Here is a 16,571-nt window from a genome sequence, read left to right on the forward strand (position 1 = left end):
CAGCCACAACCGGGGTGTGTGTGGCGGGCAAGCACTGGCGGAAGGACTACGCGTGGGCATCGGCATTCAGATCGAGGGGCTGACCAAGTCCTTCGGCTCCCAGCGAATCTGGGAGGACGTCACGTTCGACCTGCCGCCGGGCGAGGTCAGCGTGTTGCTGGGCCCTTCGGGTACCGGCAAATCGGTGTTCTTGAAGTCGCTGATCGGCCTGCTGCGTCCCGAGCGCGGCAAGATCATCATCGACGGCACCAACATCATCGAGAGCTCGGCCAAGGAGCTCTACGAGATCCGCAAGCTGTTCGGCGTCATGTTCCAGGACGGCGCGCTGTTCGGGTCGATGAACCTCTACGACAACACCGCCTTCCCGCTGCGCGAGCACACCAAGAAGAAGGAAAGCGAGATCCGTGACATCGTCATGGAGAAGCTCGCGATGGTCGGTCTGGAAGGCGACGAGAAGAAGTTCCCCGGCGAGATCTCCGGCGGTATGCGCAAGCGTGCCGGCCTGGCTCGCTCGCTGGTGCTGGACCCGGAGATCATCCTCTGCGACGAGCCCGACTCCGGGTTGGACCCGGTGCGTACCGCGTACCTGAGCCAGCTGCTGATCGACATCAACGCCCAGATCGACGCGACGATCCTGATCGTCACGCACAACATCAACATCGCTCGCACGGTGCCCGACAACATCGGCATGCTGTTCCGCCGCAAGCTGGTCATGTTCGGTCCTCGCGAGGTGCTGCTGACCAGTGACGAGCCGGTGGTTCGCCAGTTCCTCAACGGCCGACGGATCGGCCCCATCGGTATGTCGGAGGAGAAGGACGAGGCGACGATGGCCGAAGAGCAGGCCATGGTCGAAGCCGGCCACCATCATGGTGGCGTGGAAGAGATCGAGGGCGTGCCGCCGCAGATCAGCGCCACGCCGGGCATGCCGGAGCGCAAGGCGGTGGCCCGGCGCCGGGCGCGGGTTCGCCAGATCCTGGACACGCTGCCGCCGGCGGCCCAGGAGGCCATTCGCGACGACCTCGAGGGCACGCACAAGTACAAGTCGCGCGACTTCCCCGACTCCAGCGATGGGGATCGCTACACCGACGAGGCGCCGACCGGGCGAATTCCGGTTTCCGGCGACCAGCGTTAAACAGGCGTCCGAGCAGCCCGACATCGTCGTGCTCCGATAGGTCGGGTCGCCCGAAGCTCCGATTTCACGAGGGAGTGCCGGTGATCATCGAGCGCTGGCGACTGGCGCTGCTGGTCGCTGCAGGCGCAGCCGCCGGGATGGTGGCGCTGGGCTTAGGGTGCGGACTCGCATCGGCAGACTCCGGCCAAAGCGACACGACCAACTCTGCAGCCTCGACACCGACATCCGCGGGGAAGACGGCGAGCAAGCCGTCGACACAGACGCCGCCGTCGACGAGGCGTCCAACAGGGCGGCTCAACTCGGTCGCGGCAGGTGCCCAACGTCCAGAGTCGGGGTCGTCGCCTTCCAAGACGGGGCCGACGACTGCACCGTCGAAGACACGGTCGGGGCAGCGCGTAAGGCAACCGCAGCCAGAGAACGCGGCGCCCGCAAGCGAGCGGTCGGAGGCGTCCCGAGACACCACCACAGGGGTGCTCTCCGTCGGCGCGTCACCGCTGACCAAGACGCGAGTCCAACAGACCGGCTCCGATGTTGGCCCGTTTTCGCGGCCTCAGCCCAACGGTGAGGCGCCCAGTGCGCGAATCCACCGTGCAGTAACGACAGTCGACGCGGCTCAACGGTCCGCGACGACCGCAGAAACGATGGGCACACCTGTTGCCGTCGCGGCCGTCGGCGCACCGGCCCCTGCGCCGTCGGCGGCCAAGCCACAGGCAGTGACCACGCGACCTGCCATGCCGCGCGCGCCTCCGCTGCTCAACGCCATCGGATCGTTGGTGGTCAACACGATTTCGTTGGTGGAGAGAAGCCTGGTAGGGCCGCCGGTGCTGCCGCCGGGAAGCACTGTGACGGTGCGTCAGTCCACCGTGCAGATCGGCGACGTCAGCGCCCCGGCCGACTGGTATGTCCCGGCCGGGCCGGCGCCGCCGAAGAGTGTCATCTACCTCCAGCACGGCTTCTTTGCGACCGGCCCGATGTACAGCTACACCGCAGCCCGACTCGCCGAGCAGACGCACAGCGTGGTCGTCGTCCCGACGTTGTCGTCGAACTTCTTCGCCACGGACGGCAATTGGCTCGGGGGCTCGACGCTGCAGCAGGCAGCCGCCGGCCTGTTCGTCGGCGATCGCGCGGCGCTGACCGCCAGCGCAAGCGCGGCTCTTGGACATCCGGTGTCGCTGCCGCAAGACGTCGTGCTCGTCGGGCACTCGCTCGGCGGCGGGTTCGTCACCGCCGTCGCCGGATACACCGCCGACAACGGCGCCGTGGCTGACCTGAAGGGCGTGGTGCTACTCGACGGCGTAGGTCTGCAAGGCGCGATCCCTACGGCGCTCGGCAAGCTTCCCGACGACACACCCGTGTTGATGATCGCCTCTCCGCCCTACGTATGGAACTCGTTCGGCATCGCCAGCACCGAGCTCACCGAGGCGCGGCCCGGAAGATTCGTGGGTGTGCAATTGGTCGGCGGACGCCATATCGACGCGATGCAGGGCGGCAACCCGCTGATCCAAGGCGCGGCATACCTTGTCGCAGGCGTTTCGCAGCCGCGAAACATCGCGGCGGTTCAGACGCTGGCCAGCGGATGGATCAACGACATGCTGGACGGGACGACCAACGGTGTCTATGGCCAGCCCGGTGCGACGATCTCCATTCCCACAGCAGCGGGGACCGCTACCGCAATCGCGTTACCGGCACCGCCGACTGCGCTGACGCCGGTCACAAATTTGCTGCGGGACCTGTTCCGCGTCGGCAGCGACCTGTTCTTCGGTTTCCTGGGGAATGACCCCGGCGCCGCGCATCCGCCAACCTCTCTGCGAAGTCGTGCCGGCATGCAATTGGCTGCGCCAAACGCCGCGTAAACCCTTGACGAGAGCGCGTGAAGGCGTCAGTCTGTTGGGCAGCATGTACATATGTCGCAGTACGGGCCGCCAGCCAGCGCCTTTACTGCCAGCATGCCCTGGTTGAGGAATGCCGCGTCCTGCGGTACTGTTGGACGTTGCGCTGGCTGCCTCCTGCCCACCTCACCTGAATTTGACACCGTGGTCCACGCTTGAGCCCCTTTAGGGGTTCATGTGCGTGCTCTGAGACCGGACAGGTTGTCGGCCGGCCGAACCGACGCAGAAGAGCGACGAAGCCGCCGGTAATCCGGTGACTGTGGTCGCATGAGGTGCTGGAAGGGTGCATCTTGGCAGTCTCTCGCCAGAGCAAATCAGCAGTAGCTACCGCTAATAGCTCCGTTCCCGGAGCCCCCAATCGAATTTCTTTCGCAAAGTTGCGTGAACCGCTCGAGGTTCCCGGTCTGCTCGAGGTGCAGACCGAGTCGTTCCAGTGGCTGATCGGATCCGACGAGTGGCGCGAGAAGGCCGTCGCCCGCGGTGACGTGGACCCTGTCGGCGATCTCGAAGAGGTGCTCTCCGAACTCTCCCCGATCGAGGACTTCTCGGGGCAGATGTCGCTCTCGTTCACCGATCCGCGCTTCGACGAGGTCAAGGCACCGGTCAACGAGTGCAAGGAGAAGGATCAGACCTACGCGGCCCCGCTGTTCGTGACGGCCGAATTCATCAACAACAACACCGGCGAGATCAAGAGCCAGACGGTGTTCATGGGTGACTTCCCGATGATGACGGAGAAGGGCACCTTCATCATCAACGGCACCGAGCGCGTCGTGGTGTCGCAGCTGGTGCGCTCGCCAGGTGTGTACTTCGACGAGACCATCGACAAGTCCACCGAGAAGACGCTGCACTCGGTCAAAGTGATCCCCGGCCGTGGCGCGTGGCTGGAGTTCGACGTCGACAAGCGCGACACCGTCGGCGTGCGCATCGATCGCAAGCGTCGTCAGCCCGTCACCGTGTTGCTGAAGGCGCTGGGCTGGACCGCCGAGGAAATCCGCGAGCGGTTCGGGTTCTCCGAGATCATGATGTCCACCCTGGAGAAGGACAACACCGCCAACCAGGACGAGGCGCTGCTGGACATTTATCGCAAGCTGCGTCCGGGCGAGCCGCCCACCAAGGAGTCCGCGCAGACCCTGCTGGAGAACCTGTTCTTCAAGGAGAAGCGCTACGACCTGGCCCGCGTGGGCCGCTACAAGGTCAACAAGAAGCTGGGCCTGAACACCGACAAGCCGGTCGCCTCGCAGACCACCACGCTGACTCCGGAAGACATCGCCGCCACCATCGAGTACCTGGTGCGATTGCACGAGGGCCAGCCGACGATGACGGCTCCGGGCGGCGTCGAGGTGCCGGTGGAAACCGACGACATCGACCACTTCGGCAACCGGCGCCTGCGCACGGTCGGCGAGCTGATCCAGAATCAGATCCGCGTCGGCCTGTCCCGCATGGAGCGCGTCGTGCGCGAGCGGATGACCACTCAGGACGTCGAGGCGATCACGCCGCAGACCCTGATCAACATCCGTCCCGTCGTGGCGGCCATCAAGGAGTTCTTCGGCACCAGCCAGCTGTCGCAGTTCATGGACCAGAACAACCCGCTGTCGGGCCTGACCCACAAGCGCCGCCTCTCGGCGCTGGGCCCGGGCGGTCTGTCCCGCGAACGCGCCGGCCTCGAGGTCCGCGACGTGCACTCGTCGCACTACGGCCGCATGTGCCCGATCGAGACCCCGGAAGGCCCGAACATCGGCCTGATCGGGTCGCTGTCGGTGTATGCGCGGGTGAACCCGTTCGGCTTCATCGAGACGCCGTATCGCAAGGTCGTCGACGGTGTGGTCACCGACGAGATCCACTACCTGACGGCCGACGAGGAGGACCGCCACGTGGTGGCGCAGGCCAACTCGCCGATCGACGACCAGGGCCGCTTCACCGAGCCGCGCGTCCTGGTACGCCGCAAGGGCGGCGAGGTGGAGTACGTCAGCTCCGACGAGGTCGACTACATGGACGTGTCGCCGCGCCAGATGGTGTCGGTGGCCACGGCCATGATTCCGTTCCTCGAGCACGACGACGCCAACCGCGCGCTGATGGGCGCGAACATGCAGCGCCAGGCCGTTCCGCTGGTGCGCAGCGAGGCGCCGCTGGTGGGCACCGGCATGGAGTTGCGGGCCGCGATCGACGCCGGCGATGTGGTCGTCGCGGAGAAGAGCGGCGTCGTCGAGGAGGTCTCGGCCGACTACATCACCGTGATGGCCGACGACGGCACCCGGCGCAGCTACCAGCTGCGCAAGTTCGCCCGGTCCAATCACGGCACCTGTGCCAACCAGCGCCCGATCGTCGACGCCGGCCAGCGGGTGGAGTCCGGCCAGGTGATCGCCGACGGGCCGTGCACCGACCAGGGCGAGATGGCGCTGGGCAAGAACCTGCTCGTCGCGATCATGCCGTGGGAAGGCCACAACTACGAGGACGCGATCATCCTGTCCAATCGTCTCGTCGAGGAGGACGTCCTCACCTCGATCCACATCGAGGAGCACGAGATCGACGCCCGTGACACCAAGCTGGGCGCCGAGGAGATCACCCGCGACATCCCGAACGTCTCCGACGAGGTGCTGGCCGACCTCGACGAGCGCGGCATCGTGCGCATCGGCGCAGAGGTCCGCGACGGCGACATCCTGGTCGGCAAGGTGACCCCGAAGGGCGAGACGGAGCTGACTCCGGAGGAGCGGCTGCTGCGTGCGATCTTCGGCGAGAAGGCCCGCGAAGTCCGCGACACCTCGCTGAAGGTGCCGCACGGCGAGTCCGGAAAGGTGATCGGCGTGCGCATGTTCTCCCGCGAGGAGGACGACGAGCTGCCCGCCGGCGTCAACGAGCTGGTCCGCGTGTACGTCGCACAGAAGCGCAAGATCTCCGACGGCGACAAACTGGCCGGCCGCCACGGCAACAAGGGCGTGATCGGCAAAATCCTGCCCGTCGAGGACATGCCGTTCCTGCCGGACGGCACGCCGGTGGACATCATCCTCAACACCCACGGTGTGCCGCGACGCATGAACATCGGGCAGATCCTGGAGACCCACCTGGGGTGGTGTGCGCACAGTGGCTGGAAAGTCGAGGGCTCACCCGAGTGGGCGAACAAGCTGCCCGAGGAGCTGCTGGAAGCCGACCCGGGCACGATCGTCGCCACGCCGGTGTTCGACGGTGCCCGCGAGGAGGAGTTGCAGGGCCTGCTGAGCTCGGTGCAGCCGAACCGCGACGGCGACGTGCTCGTCAACGCCGACGGCAAGGCGGTGCTCTACGACGGCCGCTCCGGCGAGCCGTTCCCGTATCCGGTGACGGTCGGCTTCATGTACATCATGAAGCTGCACCACCTGGTCGACGACAAGATCCACGCCCGGTCCACTGGCCCGTACTCGATGATCACCCAGCAGCCGCTGGGCGGTAAGGCGCAGTTCGGCGGTCAGCGGTTCGGCGAGATGGAATGCTGGGCGATGCAGGCCTATGGCGCGGCGTACACGCTGCAGGAGCTGTTGACCATCAAGTCCGACGACACCGTCGGCCGGGTCAAGGTGTACGAGGCGATCGTCAAGGGGGAGAACATCCCCGAGCCGGGCATTCCGGAGTCGTTCAAGGTGCTGCTCAAAGAGCTGCAGTCGCTGTGCCTGAACGTCGAGGTGCTGTCTTCCGACGGCGCGGCGATCGAGCTGCGCGAGGGCGAGGACGAGGACTTGGAGCGCGCTGCTGCCAACCTCGGAATCAACTTGTCGCGCAACGAATCTGCCTCCGTAGAAGATCTGGCATAGCGGATCTTTCCTTTACAAATTTCTAATCCCGAAAGGGGAAAGGGAGTTACGTGTTAGACGTCAACTTCTTCGATGAGCTCCGGATCGGCCTGGCCACCGCCGACGACATTCGTCAGTGGTCCTACGGCGAGGTCAAGAAGCCGGAGACCATCAACTACCGCACGCTCAAGCCGGAGAAGGACGGCCTGTTCTGCGAGAAGATCTTCGGGCCGACTCGCGACTGGGAGTGCTACTGCGGCAAGTACAAGCGCGTCCGGTTCAAGGGCATCATCTGTGAGCGCTGCGGCGTCGAGGTGACCCGCGCCAAGGTGCGCCGTGAGCGGATGGGCCACATCGAGTTGGCCGCGCCCGTCACGCACATCTGGTACTTCAAGGGCGTCCCGTCGCGTCTGGGCTACCTGCTCGATCTGGCGCCCAAGGACCTCGAGAAGATCATCTACTTCGCGGCGTACGTGATCACCGCCGTCGACGACGAGATGCGCCACAACGAGCTGTCCACGCTCGAAGCCGAGATGGAGCGCGAGAAGAAGACCATCGAGGATCAGCGCGACGCAGACCTGGAGGCCCGCGCCCAAAAGCTCGAGGCCGACCTCAAGGAGCTCGAGGAGGAGGGCGCCAAGTCCGACGTGCGGCGCAAGGTGCGCGACGGCGGCGAGCGGGAGATGCGGCAGATCCGTGACCGCGCGCAGCGTGAGCTGGCCCGGCTGGAAGAGATCTGGACGACGTTCACCAAGCTGGCCCCCAAGCAGCTGATCGTCGACGAGGTGCTCTACCGCGAGCTCGTCGACCGCTACGGCGAGTACTTCACCGGCTCGATGGGCGCGGAAGCCATTCAGAAGTTGATCGAGAACTTCGACATCGACGCCGAGGCGGATTCGCTGCGCGAGGTCATCCGAAGTGGCAAGGGGCAGAAGAAGCTTCGTGCGTTGAAGCGCCTCAAGGTGGTCGCCGCGTTCCAGCAGTCGGGCAACTCGCCGATGGGCATGGTGCTCGACGCGGTGCCGGTGATTCCGCCGGAACTGCGCCCGATGGTCCAGCTGGACGGCGGCCGGTTTGCGACCTCCGACCTGAACGACCTGTATCGGCGCGTGATCAACCGCAACAACCGGTTGAAGCGACTCATCGATCTGGGCGCGCCCGAGATCATCGTCAACAACGAGAAGCGCATGCTTCAGGAGTCGGTGGACGCGCTGTTCGACAACGGTCGCCGCGGCCGTCCGGTCACCGGGCCGGGCAACCGTCCGCTGAAGTCGCTGTCGGATCTGCTCAAGGGCAAGCAGGGCCGGTTCCGTCAGAACCTGCTCGGCAAGCGCGTCGACTACTCGGGCCGCTCGGTGATCGTCGTCGGCCCGCAGCTCAAGCTGCACCAGTGCGGCCTGCCCAAGCTGATGGCACTCGAGCTGTTCAAGCCGTTCGTCATGAAGCGGCTGGTCGACCTCAACCACGCGCAGAACATCAAGAGCGCCAAGCGGATGGTCGAGCGGCAGCGTCCGCAGGTGTGGGACGTGCTCGAAGAGGTCATCAGCGAGCACCCGGTGCTGCTGAACCGTGCCCCGACGCTGCACCGCCTCGGCATTCAGGCGTTCGAGCCGATGCTGGTGGAAGGCAAGGCAATTCAGCTGCACCCACTGGTGTGCGAGGCCTTCAACGCCGACTTCGACGGCGACCAGATGGCCGTGCACCTGCCGCTGTCGGCGGAGGCGCAGGCCGAGGCTCGCATCCTGATGCTGTCGTCGAACAACATCCTGTCGCCGGCCTCCGGCAAGCCGTTGGCCATGCCGCGACTGGACATGGTCACGGGGCTGTACTACCTGACCACCGAGGTTCCGGGCGACAAGGGCGAATATCAGCCTGCGACAAAGGATTCGCCGGAGCAGGGCGTGTTCAGCTCGCCGGCCGAGGCGATCATGGCGATGGACCGCGGCGCGCTGTCCGTGCGCGCACCCATCAAGGTTCGTCTGAGCCAACTGCGCCCGCCGGCGGAGCTGGAGGCCCAGCTGTTCGGTGACGAAGGCTGGAAGCCGGGTGATGCGTGGACCATCCAGACCACGCTGGGCCGGGTGATGTTCAACGAGCTACTGCCGCATGGGTATCCGTTCGTCAACGAGCAGATGCACAAGAAGGTGCAGGCTCGGATCATCAACGACCTGGCGGAGCGGTACCCGATGATCGTTGTCGCGCAGACCGTCGACAAGCTCAAGGACGCCGGCTTCTACTGGGCCACCCGCTCGGGTGTCACCGTGTCGATGGCCGACGTGCTGGTGCCGCCGGAGAAGCAGGAGATCCTGGAGCGCTACGAGAAGGAAGCCGACCGGATCGAAAAGCAGTACCAGCGTGGCGCTTTGAACAAAGACGAGCGTCACGATGCACTGGTCAAGATCTGGCAGGACGCCACCGAAGAGGTGGGTGAGGCGCTGCGGTCGCACTACCCCGAGGACAACCCGATCATCACGATCGTCGAGTCCGGTGCGACCGGTAACTTCACCCAGACGCGGACGCTGGCCGGCATGAAGGGTCTGGTGACCAACCCGAAGGGCGAATACATCCCGCGTCCGATCAAGTCCTCGTTCCGCGAGGGCCTGACGGTGCTGGAGTACTTCATCAACACCCACGGTGCCCGAAAGGGCTTGGCCGACACCGCTCTTCGTACCGCCGACTCGGGTTACCTGACCCGTCGTCTGGTGGATGTGTCGCAGGACGTGATCGTGCGCGAGCACGACTGCGGCACCGAGCGTGGCATCACAGTGCGGCTCGCCGAGGTGCAGCCCGACGGCTCGCTGGTCAAGGATCAGTACGTCGAGACGTCGGCGTACGCACGGACGTTGGCCGAAGACGCCGTCGACGCCAATGGCAACGTGCTCGTCGAGAAGGGCCACGACCTCGGTGACCCAGCGATCGATCTGCTTCTGGCACATGGCATTTCGTCGGTGCGAGTGCGCTCGGTGCTGACGTGTGGGTCTGCCAACGGCGTCTGTGCGATGTGCTATGGCCGTTCCATGGCCACCGGCAAGCTCGTCGACATCGGCGAGGCGGTGGGCATCGTGGCCGCGCAGTCGATCGGCGAGCCCGGCACACAGCTGACCATGCGGACGTTCCACCAGGGTGGCGTCACCGGTGGCCAAGACATCACCGGTGGTCTGCCGCGCGTGCAGGAGCTGTTCGAGGCCCGCGTGCCGCGGGACAAGGCTCCCATCGCCGAGGTGTCGGGCCGGGTCCGCGTCGAGCAGGACGAGAAGTTCTACAAGATCACGATCGTTCCTGACGACGGCAGCGAGGAAGTCGTCTACGACAAGATCCCGGTGCGTAACCGCCGGCTCAAGGCCGTCGTCCACGAGGACGGCACCGAGGGTCTGCTGCGCGACGGCGACCACGTCGAGGTGGGCGATCAGCTGATGGAAGGCTCGGCCGACCCGCACGAGGTGCTGCGTGTGCAGGGCCCGCGCGAGGTGCAGCTGCACCTGACCCACGAGGTTCAGGAGGTGTACCGGGCGCAGGGCGTGTCGATCCACGACAAGCACATCGAGGTGATCGTGCGGCAGATGCTGCGGCGCGTGACGATCATCGACTCGGGTTCGACGGAGTTCCTGCCGGGGTCGTTGACGGAGCGTTCGGAGTTCGAGGCCGAGAACCGTCGGGTGGTGGCCGAGGGCGGCGAGCCGGCGGCCGGCCGTCCGGTGCTGATGGGCATCACCAAGGCCTCATTGGCTACCGACTCGTGGCTGTCGGCAGCGTCGTTCCAGGAGACCACTCGGGTGCTCACCGATGCGGCGATCAACTGCCGCAGCGACAAGCTGAATGGTCTGAAGGAGAACGTGATCATCGGCAAGCTGATCCCGGCCGGTACGGGCATCAACCGGTACCGCAACATCCAGGTGCAGCCCACCGAAGAGGCGCGGGCCGCTGCGTACACGATCCCCAGCTACGAGGATCAGTACTACAGCCCGGACTTCGGCCAGAGCACCGGCGCCGCGGTGCCGCTGGACGACTACGGGTACAGCGACTACCGCTAGTCCGCCTGAGAAGGGCCCCCGGTATCCCCCGGGGGCTCTTCTTTGTCTTTGCGCCGAGCGTGAGCTGGCTGCGAGATTTCCAGCGAAATGTCGCAGTGCGCTCACGTTCGGCGAATGGCTGGGTCGGCTTGAGCGCAGACGAGCTGTGGTTAGTGTCGGTGCCATGGCCAGTGAGGATCAGAATGATGGCGAGTGGGCTCGGTTGATGGCGGCCTCCTCGCTGGTGCGTGCGCTTGAGTCCGACGAGGAGATCGTTGATCTGGTCGCACTGGATGCTGGCGCGGCGCCAGCGTGGGTGCGGCGGCTGCCGGTGCCGACGGACTGGCACCTGGCCCAAATCGGTGATCGCGGAAGGGCATTGGCTCGAATAGCAGTCAGTGGGCAGCGCGCCGACGGTGGCTGGGATGCGAGCGAAACGGTCAGCGTGTTCGCGTTCACCGGTTGGCCCGGTTTCGGGGACGTGATGATCAATGCCGCGGGCACGCTACGCGACCTGCACGCCGTGGACATCAGCACGCGAGTGTTGCCGGTGCCGCCGAGGAGATGGACGGCCGCTGTGCGTAGCGGCGGCACATTCCACCTAGGCGGACGGGCGGTGTGGATGCAACACAGCAACTATGTGGCGGGGTCGGATCGGCCGCACGCTGGTCTGCTGATCATCCACAACGTCTTCGTGGACGTCGATCAGCGGTACCGCTTCGCCGAGGACGTCGACGCACTATCTGATGCGGTTTATCACGGGTTTCTCGGCAGCCTGGGTGATCAGTCGTCGCTGGCGACCACCAACGCCACCGAGTGAGCGCCGCGGTCGATCAGCACGAACTCGTGGAATCCGGTCAAACCCACCACGCTTCCCCAGTCGTGCTCGGCGGTGTCGCGCAGGTCGGCCAGCTGATAGATCGTGGCAGACTGCAGGCGCGGATACAGTTCGGTTTCCATCTGCGCGCGAACCGAATCGGGCAGTGCTGCGCTGTATTCGGCCCAGGTGCGCAACAGTGCCTCGGCGTCGGCGGCGCTCACCTGGTTGAAGGATTCGGGTGTGATTGCCTGTAGCCAGTACGGGCCGTGAAGGATTTCCATATCCTTGTCGCCTGTGCCCGCGTAGCTGTCGCGGTAGCGCACATGGTGCGTCAGCAGCTCCAACAGGCGGCGGTCGTCGACGTCACCGGGCGGCAAGGCAAACAGTTTGATGTCCACCCACTGGTAGGTGTTGTTGAGGAAGTTGATGAACACCGCGCCCTGAAATGGGAGCTGCTCCTCTGCCGGCACTTCAGCCGACAGCTGATTGCACACACCGTCATCCATTGAAACGCACACTCCCACCGCCAATCTTGGTGAACGTTTCCAAACGGCTGCTATCAATCATCGCTGGCGACCACTAACGCCGCGGTGCGTGCATTGCGGTCGATTGACACGAATTCGTAGAACCCCGAAACTCCCACCACGTCGCCCCAGTCGTATTCCGCGGTGGCACGCAGGTCGGCCAGCTGATAGATGCTGGTGGCCGCGCGCATGCGCGGATACAGTCCGGTCTCCATCTGCCGGCGGGTAATTTCCGGCAGTGGTGCGTTGTACTCGGCCCACGTCCGCAGCAGCGCCTCAGCGTCTGCGGTATCGACTCGCATGAACGATTCGGGTGTAATGGCTCTCAGCCAGTAGGGGCCGTGGATGATTTCCATGTCCTTGTCGCCGGTGCCGGCGTAGCTGTCGCGGTAGCGCGCGTGCCGCGTCAGCAACTCGAGCACCCGCCTGTCATCGACATCACCGCTCGGCAACGCAAATACCTTGACGTTCACCCACTGGCGGGTGCTGTTGACGAAGTTGATGAACACCTTCTCCGTAAAGACCAGCTGCTCCTCCACCGGCACTTCACCGACAACTGACTGACCACCCTTTTCAGCGTCATGGCCTGAAATCGTGCTGCCTTCGCTTTCCATGCGCTCCATCCCCTCAAGCTAGTCGCTGGTTAGGGTGCAGTTAATGCGTTGCCGCCGGGTCGAGGGGATGAGCGAAGACCACCCACGGCGCCGAGGATGACAGCCCCGATGACCGCGCGGTAATGCACTCAGCACCAAATTGGTTGCGCTGACACTGTGGTTGACCCAGAGGTACTAGCGCCGTGGCAGCACGAGTGTGACCCATCCCGGGGCCTCTTTCCGTTCCACCGAGCGTGAGCTGGCTGCGAGATTTCCAGCGAAATGTCGCAGTGCGCTCACGCTCGGCGAATGGCTGGTCGGCCGCGCGTGGCAGTCTCGAGGATTTCTCCACGTACCGTGGTGAGCATGCTTGTGCGAGCGCTCAGCATCATGGCCGCGGTCGCTGTGGTCGCCGGATGCTCGGCCGCCCCGCACGGCTCAGCCGAACCGGCGACCAGCTTCCCGGACGGCACCAGCGTGCATACGGTCAACGTCGGCGGCCTGGAACGCTCGTACCGAGTGCACAGGCCGGCGGGGCTGCCCGGCTCAGCGCCGTTGGTGGTGATGCTTCACGGCGGATTCGGCAGCGCCGAGCAAGCCGAAAGAGCTTACGGCTGGGACGAATTGGCCGACAGCGCGAAATTCGTGGTGGCGTATCCAGACGGCATAGCGCGGGCATGGAACGTCCACGGGTGCTGCGGCAAACCCAGCCGCGACGGCATCGACGACGTCGCCTTCGTCACCGCGATGGTGCGCGAAGTGAGCAGGGACGTCGGCATCGACGGCAACCGCATCTACGCGACCGGCATCAGCAACGGCGGCATGATGAGCTACACGCTCGCCTGCAACACCGACGTCTTCGCCGCGATCGGCCCTGATTCCGCCACCCAGCTCGACCCCTGCGACGAGCCCCACCCCACATCGGTGATGCACATCCACGGCACCGCCGACCGGTTGATCCGCTTCGAGGGCGGCCCAGGTGAAGGGGTGGCCCGCGTCAACGGGCCCCCGGTGCCGGAGGTCAACGCCTTCTGGCGGCGCGTCGACGGGTGCGGCGAGCCCGTCGTCACCACTGACGGGGCGGTCACCACTTCAAGCGCGGCCTGCCCCGACAACCGCGCCGTCACGCTGATCACGGTCGATGGCGGGCGCCATGAGTGGCCGCCGTTTGCGACGCAGCGGCTGTGGGAGTTCTTCGCCGGGCATCCGCGCGCGGCGTGATCACCACACGACTGTTACGCATCTTGTGCGGCCGTCGGAAAAATGTAACATTGCGGCATGCCCGACACGCATATCGTCACCAACCAGGTACCGCCGCTGGAGGACTACAACCCCGCCACGTCGCCCGTCCTCGTCGAGGCGCTGATCCGCGAGGGCGGGCAGTGGGGTCTCGACGAAGTCGCCGAGCTCGGCGCGCTCGCCGGCTCCGCACAGGCGCAGCGCTGGGGCGAGCTGGCCGACCGCAACCGCCCGATCCTGCACACCCATGACAGGTACGGGCACCGCATCGACGAGGTCGAGTACGACCCGGCCTACCACGAGTTGATGCGGGTCGCCATTGGGCACGGCCTGCACGCCGCCCCGTGGGCCGACGACCGGCCGGGTGCGCACGTCGTGCGCGCGGCCAAGACCTCTGTGTGGACGCCCGAACCGGGGCACATCTGCCCGATCTCGATGACGTATGCCGTGGTGCCGGCGCTGCGCTGCAACCCGGAGCTGGCCGCCGTCTACGAGCCACTGCTGACCAGTCGCGAATACGATCCCGAGCTCAAGGTGCCCACCACCAAGGCCGGAATCACGGCAGGCATGTCGATGACCGAGAAGCAGGGCGGCTCCGACGTCCGCGCCGGCACCACCCAGGCCGCCCGCAACGCCGACGGCAGCTACACCCTCACCGGGCACAAATGGTTCACCTCCGCGCCGATGTGCGACATCTTCCTCGTGCTGGCCCAGGCTCCCGGGGGCCTGAGCTGTTTCTTCCTGCCAAGGATTCTTCCCGACGGCACCCGCAACCGAATGTTGTTGCAGCGCCTCAAGAACAAGCTCGGTAATCACGCGAACGCCTCCAGCGAGGTCGAATACGACGGCGCCACAGCATGGTTGGTTGGCGAGGAGGGGTGCGGTGTCCCGACGATCATCGAGATGGTCAACCTCACCCGGCTCGACTGCACACTGGGCAGCGCCACCAGCATGCGCAACGGACTGGCCCGCGCCATCCACCACGCACAGCATCGAAAAGCGTTCGGCGCCTATCTGATTGACCAGCCGCTGATGCGCAACGTGCTTGCCGATCTGGCGGTCGAGGCGGAGGCGGCGACGATGATCGCGATGCGGATGGCCGGTGCCACCGACAACGCGGTGCGCGGCGACGAACGCGAGAAGCTGTTGCGCCGCATCGGGTTGGCCGCTGCCAAGTACTGGGTGTGCAAGCGCGCCACCCCGCATGCCGCCGAGGCGATGGAATGCTTGGGCGGCAATGGCTACGTCGAGGATTTCGGCATGGCGCGGCTGTACCGCGAAGCTCCGCTGATGGGCATCTGGGAGGGCTCCGGCAACGTCAGCGCACTGGACACGTTGCGCGCCATGGCAACTCGCCCGGAGTGTGTCGACGTGCTGTTCGACGAGCTGGCGAACACAACCGGCCACGACCGGCGCCTGGACGAGCACGTCGAGCAGCTCAAGCCGCAATTACAAGACCTCGACACGATCCAGTACCGCGCCCGCAAGGTGGCCGAGGACATCTGCCTGGCGCTGCAAGGCTCGCTGCTGGTGCGGCACGGCCATCCCGCGGTGGCCGAGGCTTTCCTGGCGACGCGGCTGGGCGGGGCTTGGGGTGGTGCGTTCGGAACCATGCCGACCGGTCTGGACGTTGCGCCGATCATCGAACGCGCGCTGGTCAAGGGATGACTCACGCGATTCGCCCCGTCGACTTCGACAACCTGAAAACGATGACCTACGAGGTCACCGACCGGGTCGCCCGAATCACGTTCAACCGCCCCGAAAAAGGCAACGCGATCGTCGCCGACACGCCGTTGGAACTGTCGGCATTGGTCGAGCGTGCCGATCTCGATCCGAACGTGCACGTGATCCTGGTGTCCGGCCGAGGCGAAGGGTTTTGCGCCGGTTTCGATTTGAGCGCGTACGCGGAGGGGTACTCGTCGGCCGGAGGGGGAAGTGCGTACAAGGGCACGGTGCTCGACGGCAAGACCCAGGCGATCAACCATCTGCCGAATCAGCCGTGGGATCCGATGATCGACTACCAGATGATGAGCCGCTTCGTCCGCGGCTTCTCGAGTCTGATGCATGCCGACAAGCCGACGGTCGTGAAGATCCACGGCTATTGCGTGGCCGGCGGCACCGACATCGCGCTGCATGCCGACCAGGTGATCGCCGCGGCCGACGCCAAGATCGGCTACCCGCCCACCCGCGTGTGGGGCGTGCCGGCGGCCGGCATGTGGGCGCACCGGCTCGGCGATCAACGCGCGAAACGCCTTCTGCTGACCGGTGATTGCATCACCGGCGCCCAAGCTGCCGAGTGGGGCCTGGCGGTCGAAGCTCCTGATCCGAAGGATCTCGACGAGCGCACCGAACGGCTGGTTCAGCGCATCGCCGCCGTCCCCGTCAACCAGCTGATCATGGTGAAGCTGGCGATGAACAGCGCGCTGTACAACCAGGGCGTGGCCAACAGCGCGATGATCTCCACCGTGTTCGACGGCATCGCACGCCACACCCCTCAGGGTCACGCGTTCGTCGCCGACGCACGAGAGCACGGGTTCCGCGAGGCGGTGCGCCACCGCGACGAGCCGTTCGGCGACTACGGCCGGAGGGCATCGCAAGTCTGA

The 16,571-nt window shown here is 65.6% G+C and carries 10 protein-coding genes; 8 read left to right on the forward strand and 2 right to left on the reverse strand.

Going from position 1 to position 16,571, the window contains the following annotated elements; translation table 11 throughout:
* The first annotated feature begins 52 nt into the window (after window positions 1-52).
* From AC5Y39_RS12840 to AC5Y39_RS12860, 5 genes are all read left to right on the forward strand, one after another.
* Window positions 53-1,132 carry an ABC transporter ATP-binding protein gene (locus AC5Y39_RS12840; RefSeq protein ID WP_500020279.1) on the forward strand — a complete coding sequence of 360 codons (1,080 nt, stop codon included), beginning with the start codon at window positions 53-55 and terminating at the stop codon, window positions 1,130-1,132.
* 641 nt (window positions 1,133-1,773) lie between these two features.
* Complete coding sequence (locus AC5Y39_RS12845) at window positions 1,774-2,985, forward strand: dienelactone hydrolase family protein (protein WP_500020277.1); 1,212 nt, start codon at window positions 1,774-1,776, stop codon at window positions 2,983-2,985.
* Window positions 2,986-3,311: 326 nt separating this feature from the next.
* Window positions 3,312-6,803: a DNA-directed RNA polymerase subunit beta gene (rpoB, locus tag AC5Y39_RS12850; RefSeq protein ID WP_500048223.1), complete on the forward strand. Its 3,492-nt coding sequence runs from the start codon at window positions 3,312-3,314 to the stop codon at window positions 6,801-6,803.
* Window positions 6,804-6,853: 50 nt separating this feature from the next.
* On the forward strand, window positions 6,854-10,813 hold the full coding sequence (locus AC5Y39_RS12855) for a DNA-directed RNA polymerase subunit beta' (protein ID WP_500020273.1): 3,960 nt from the start codon (window positions 6,854-6,856) through the stop codon (window positions 10,811-10,813).
* Window positions 10,814-10,976: 163 nt separating this feature from the next.
* A complete protein-coding gene (locus AC5Y39_RS12860; RefSeq protein WP_500020271.1) occupies window positions 10,977-11,612 on the forward strand; it encodes a hypothetical protein in 636 nt (211 codons plus the stop codon).
* Here AC5Y39_RS12860 and AC5Y39_RS12865 read toward each other — a convergent pair.
* Together AC5Y39_RS12865 and AC5Y39_RS12870 are read right to left on the reverse strand one after the other, a co-directional pair.
* Complete coding sequence (locus tag AC5Y39_RS12865; protein ID WP_500020269.1) at window positions 11,576-12,118, reverse strand: hypothetical protein; 543 nt, start codon at window positions 12,116-12,118, stop codon at window positions 11,576-11,578. The genes AC5Y39_RS12860 and AC5Y39_RS12865 overlap by 37 nt on opposite strands.
* A 53-nt stretch (window positions 12,119-12,171) precedes the next feature.
* Window positions 12,172-12,759, reverse strand: coding sequence for a hypothetical protein (locus AC5Y39_RS12870; protein ID WP_500020267.1), 588 nt, complete (start codon window positions 12,757-12,759; stop codon window positions 12,172-12,174).
* 336 nt (window positions 12,760-13,095) lie between these two features.
* Here AC5Y39_RS12870 and AC5Y39_RS12875 point away from each other — a divergent pair, with 336 nt between their 5' ends.
* The 3 genes from AC5Y39_RS12875 to AC5Y39_RS12885 are packed head-to-tail and all read left to right on the forward strand — an operon-like array spanning window position 13,096 to window position 16,571.
* Window positions 13,096-13,950: a CE1 family esterase gene (locus AC5Y39_RS12875; RefSeq protein WP_500020265.1), complete on the forward strand. Its 855-nt coding sequence runs from the start codon at window positions 13,096-13,098 to the stop codon at window positions 13,948-13,950.
* 57 nt (window positions 13,951-14,007) lie between these two features.
* Entirely contained in the window at window positions 14,008-15,636 is a 1,629-nt protein-coding gene (locus tag AC5Y39_RS12880; protein ID WP_500020263.1) for an acyl-CoA dehydrogenase family protein, read from the forward strand.
* Complete coding sequence (locus AC5Y39_RS12885; protein ID WP_500020261.1) at window positions 15,633-16,571, forward strand: crotonase/enoyl-CoA hydratase family protein; 939 nt, start codon at window positions 15,633-15,635, stop codon at window positions 16,569-16,571. Before AC5Y39_RS12880 ends, AC5Y39_RS12885 begins: the two co-directional genes overlap by 4 nt.

The organism is Mycobacterium sp. NGS39 (assembly GCF_059812765.1).

Bases quoted from the DNA above. Each gene is read 5' to 3' on its own strand.
- AC5Y39_RS12845 (WP_500020277.1), top strand. From the start codon at position 1,774: ATGGGCACACCTGTTGCCGTCGCGGCCGTCGGCGCACCGGCCCCTGCG.
- AC5Y39_RS12860 (WP_500020271.1), top strand. From the start codon at position 10,977: ATGGCCAGTGAGGATCAGAATGATGGCGAGTGGGCTCGGTTGATGGCG.
- AC5Y39_RS12865 (WP_500020269.1), bottom strand. From the start codon at position 12,118: ATGGATGACGGTGTGTGCAATCAGCTGTCGGCTGAAGTGCCGGCAGAG.
- AC5Y39_RS12870 (WP_500020267.1), bottom strand. From the start codon at position 12,759: ATGGAGCGCATGGAAAGCGAAGGCAGCACGATTTCAGGCCATGACGCT.
- AC5Y39_RS12875 (WP_500020265.1), top strand. From the start codon at position 13,096: ATGCTTGTGCGAGCGCTCAGCATCATGGCCGCGGTCGCTGTGGTCGCC.
- AC5Y39_RS12880 (WP_500020263.1), top strand. From the start codon at position 14,008: ATGCCCGACACGCATATCGTCACCAACCAGGTACCGCCGCTGGAGGAC.
- AC5Y39_RS12885 (WP_500020261.1), top strand. From the start codon at position 15,633: ATGACTCACGCGATTCGCCCCGTCGACTTCGACAACCTGAAAACGATG.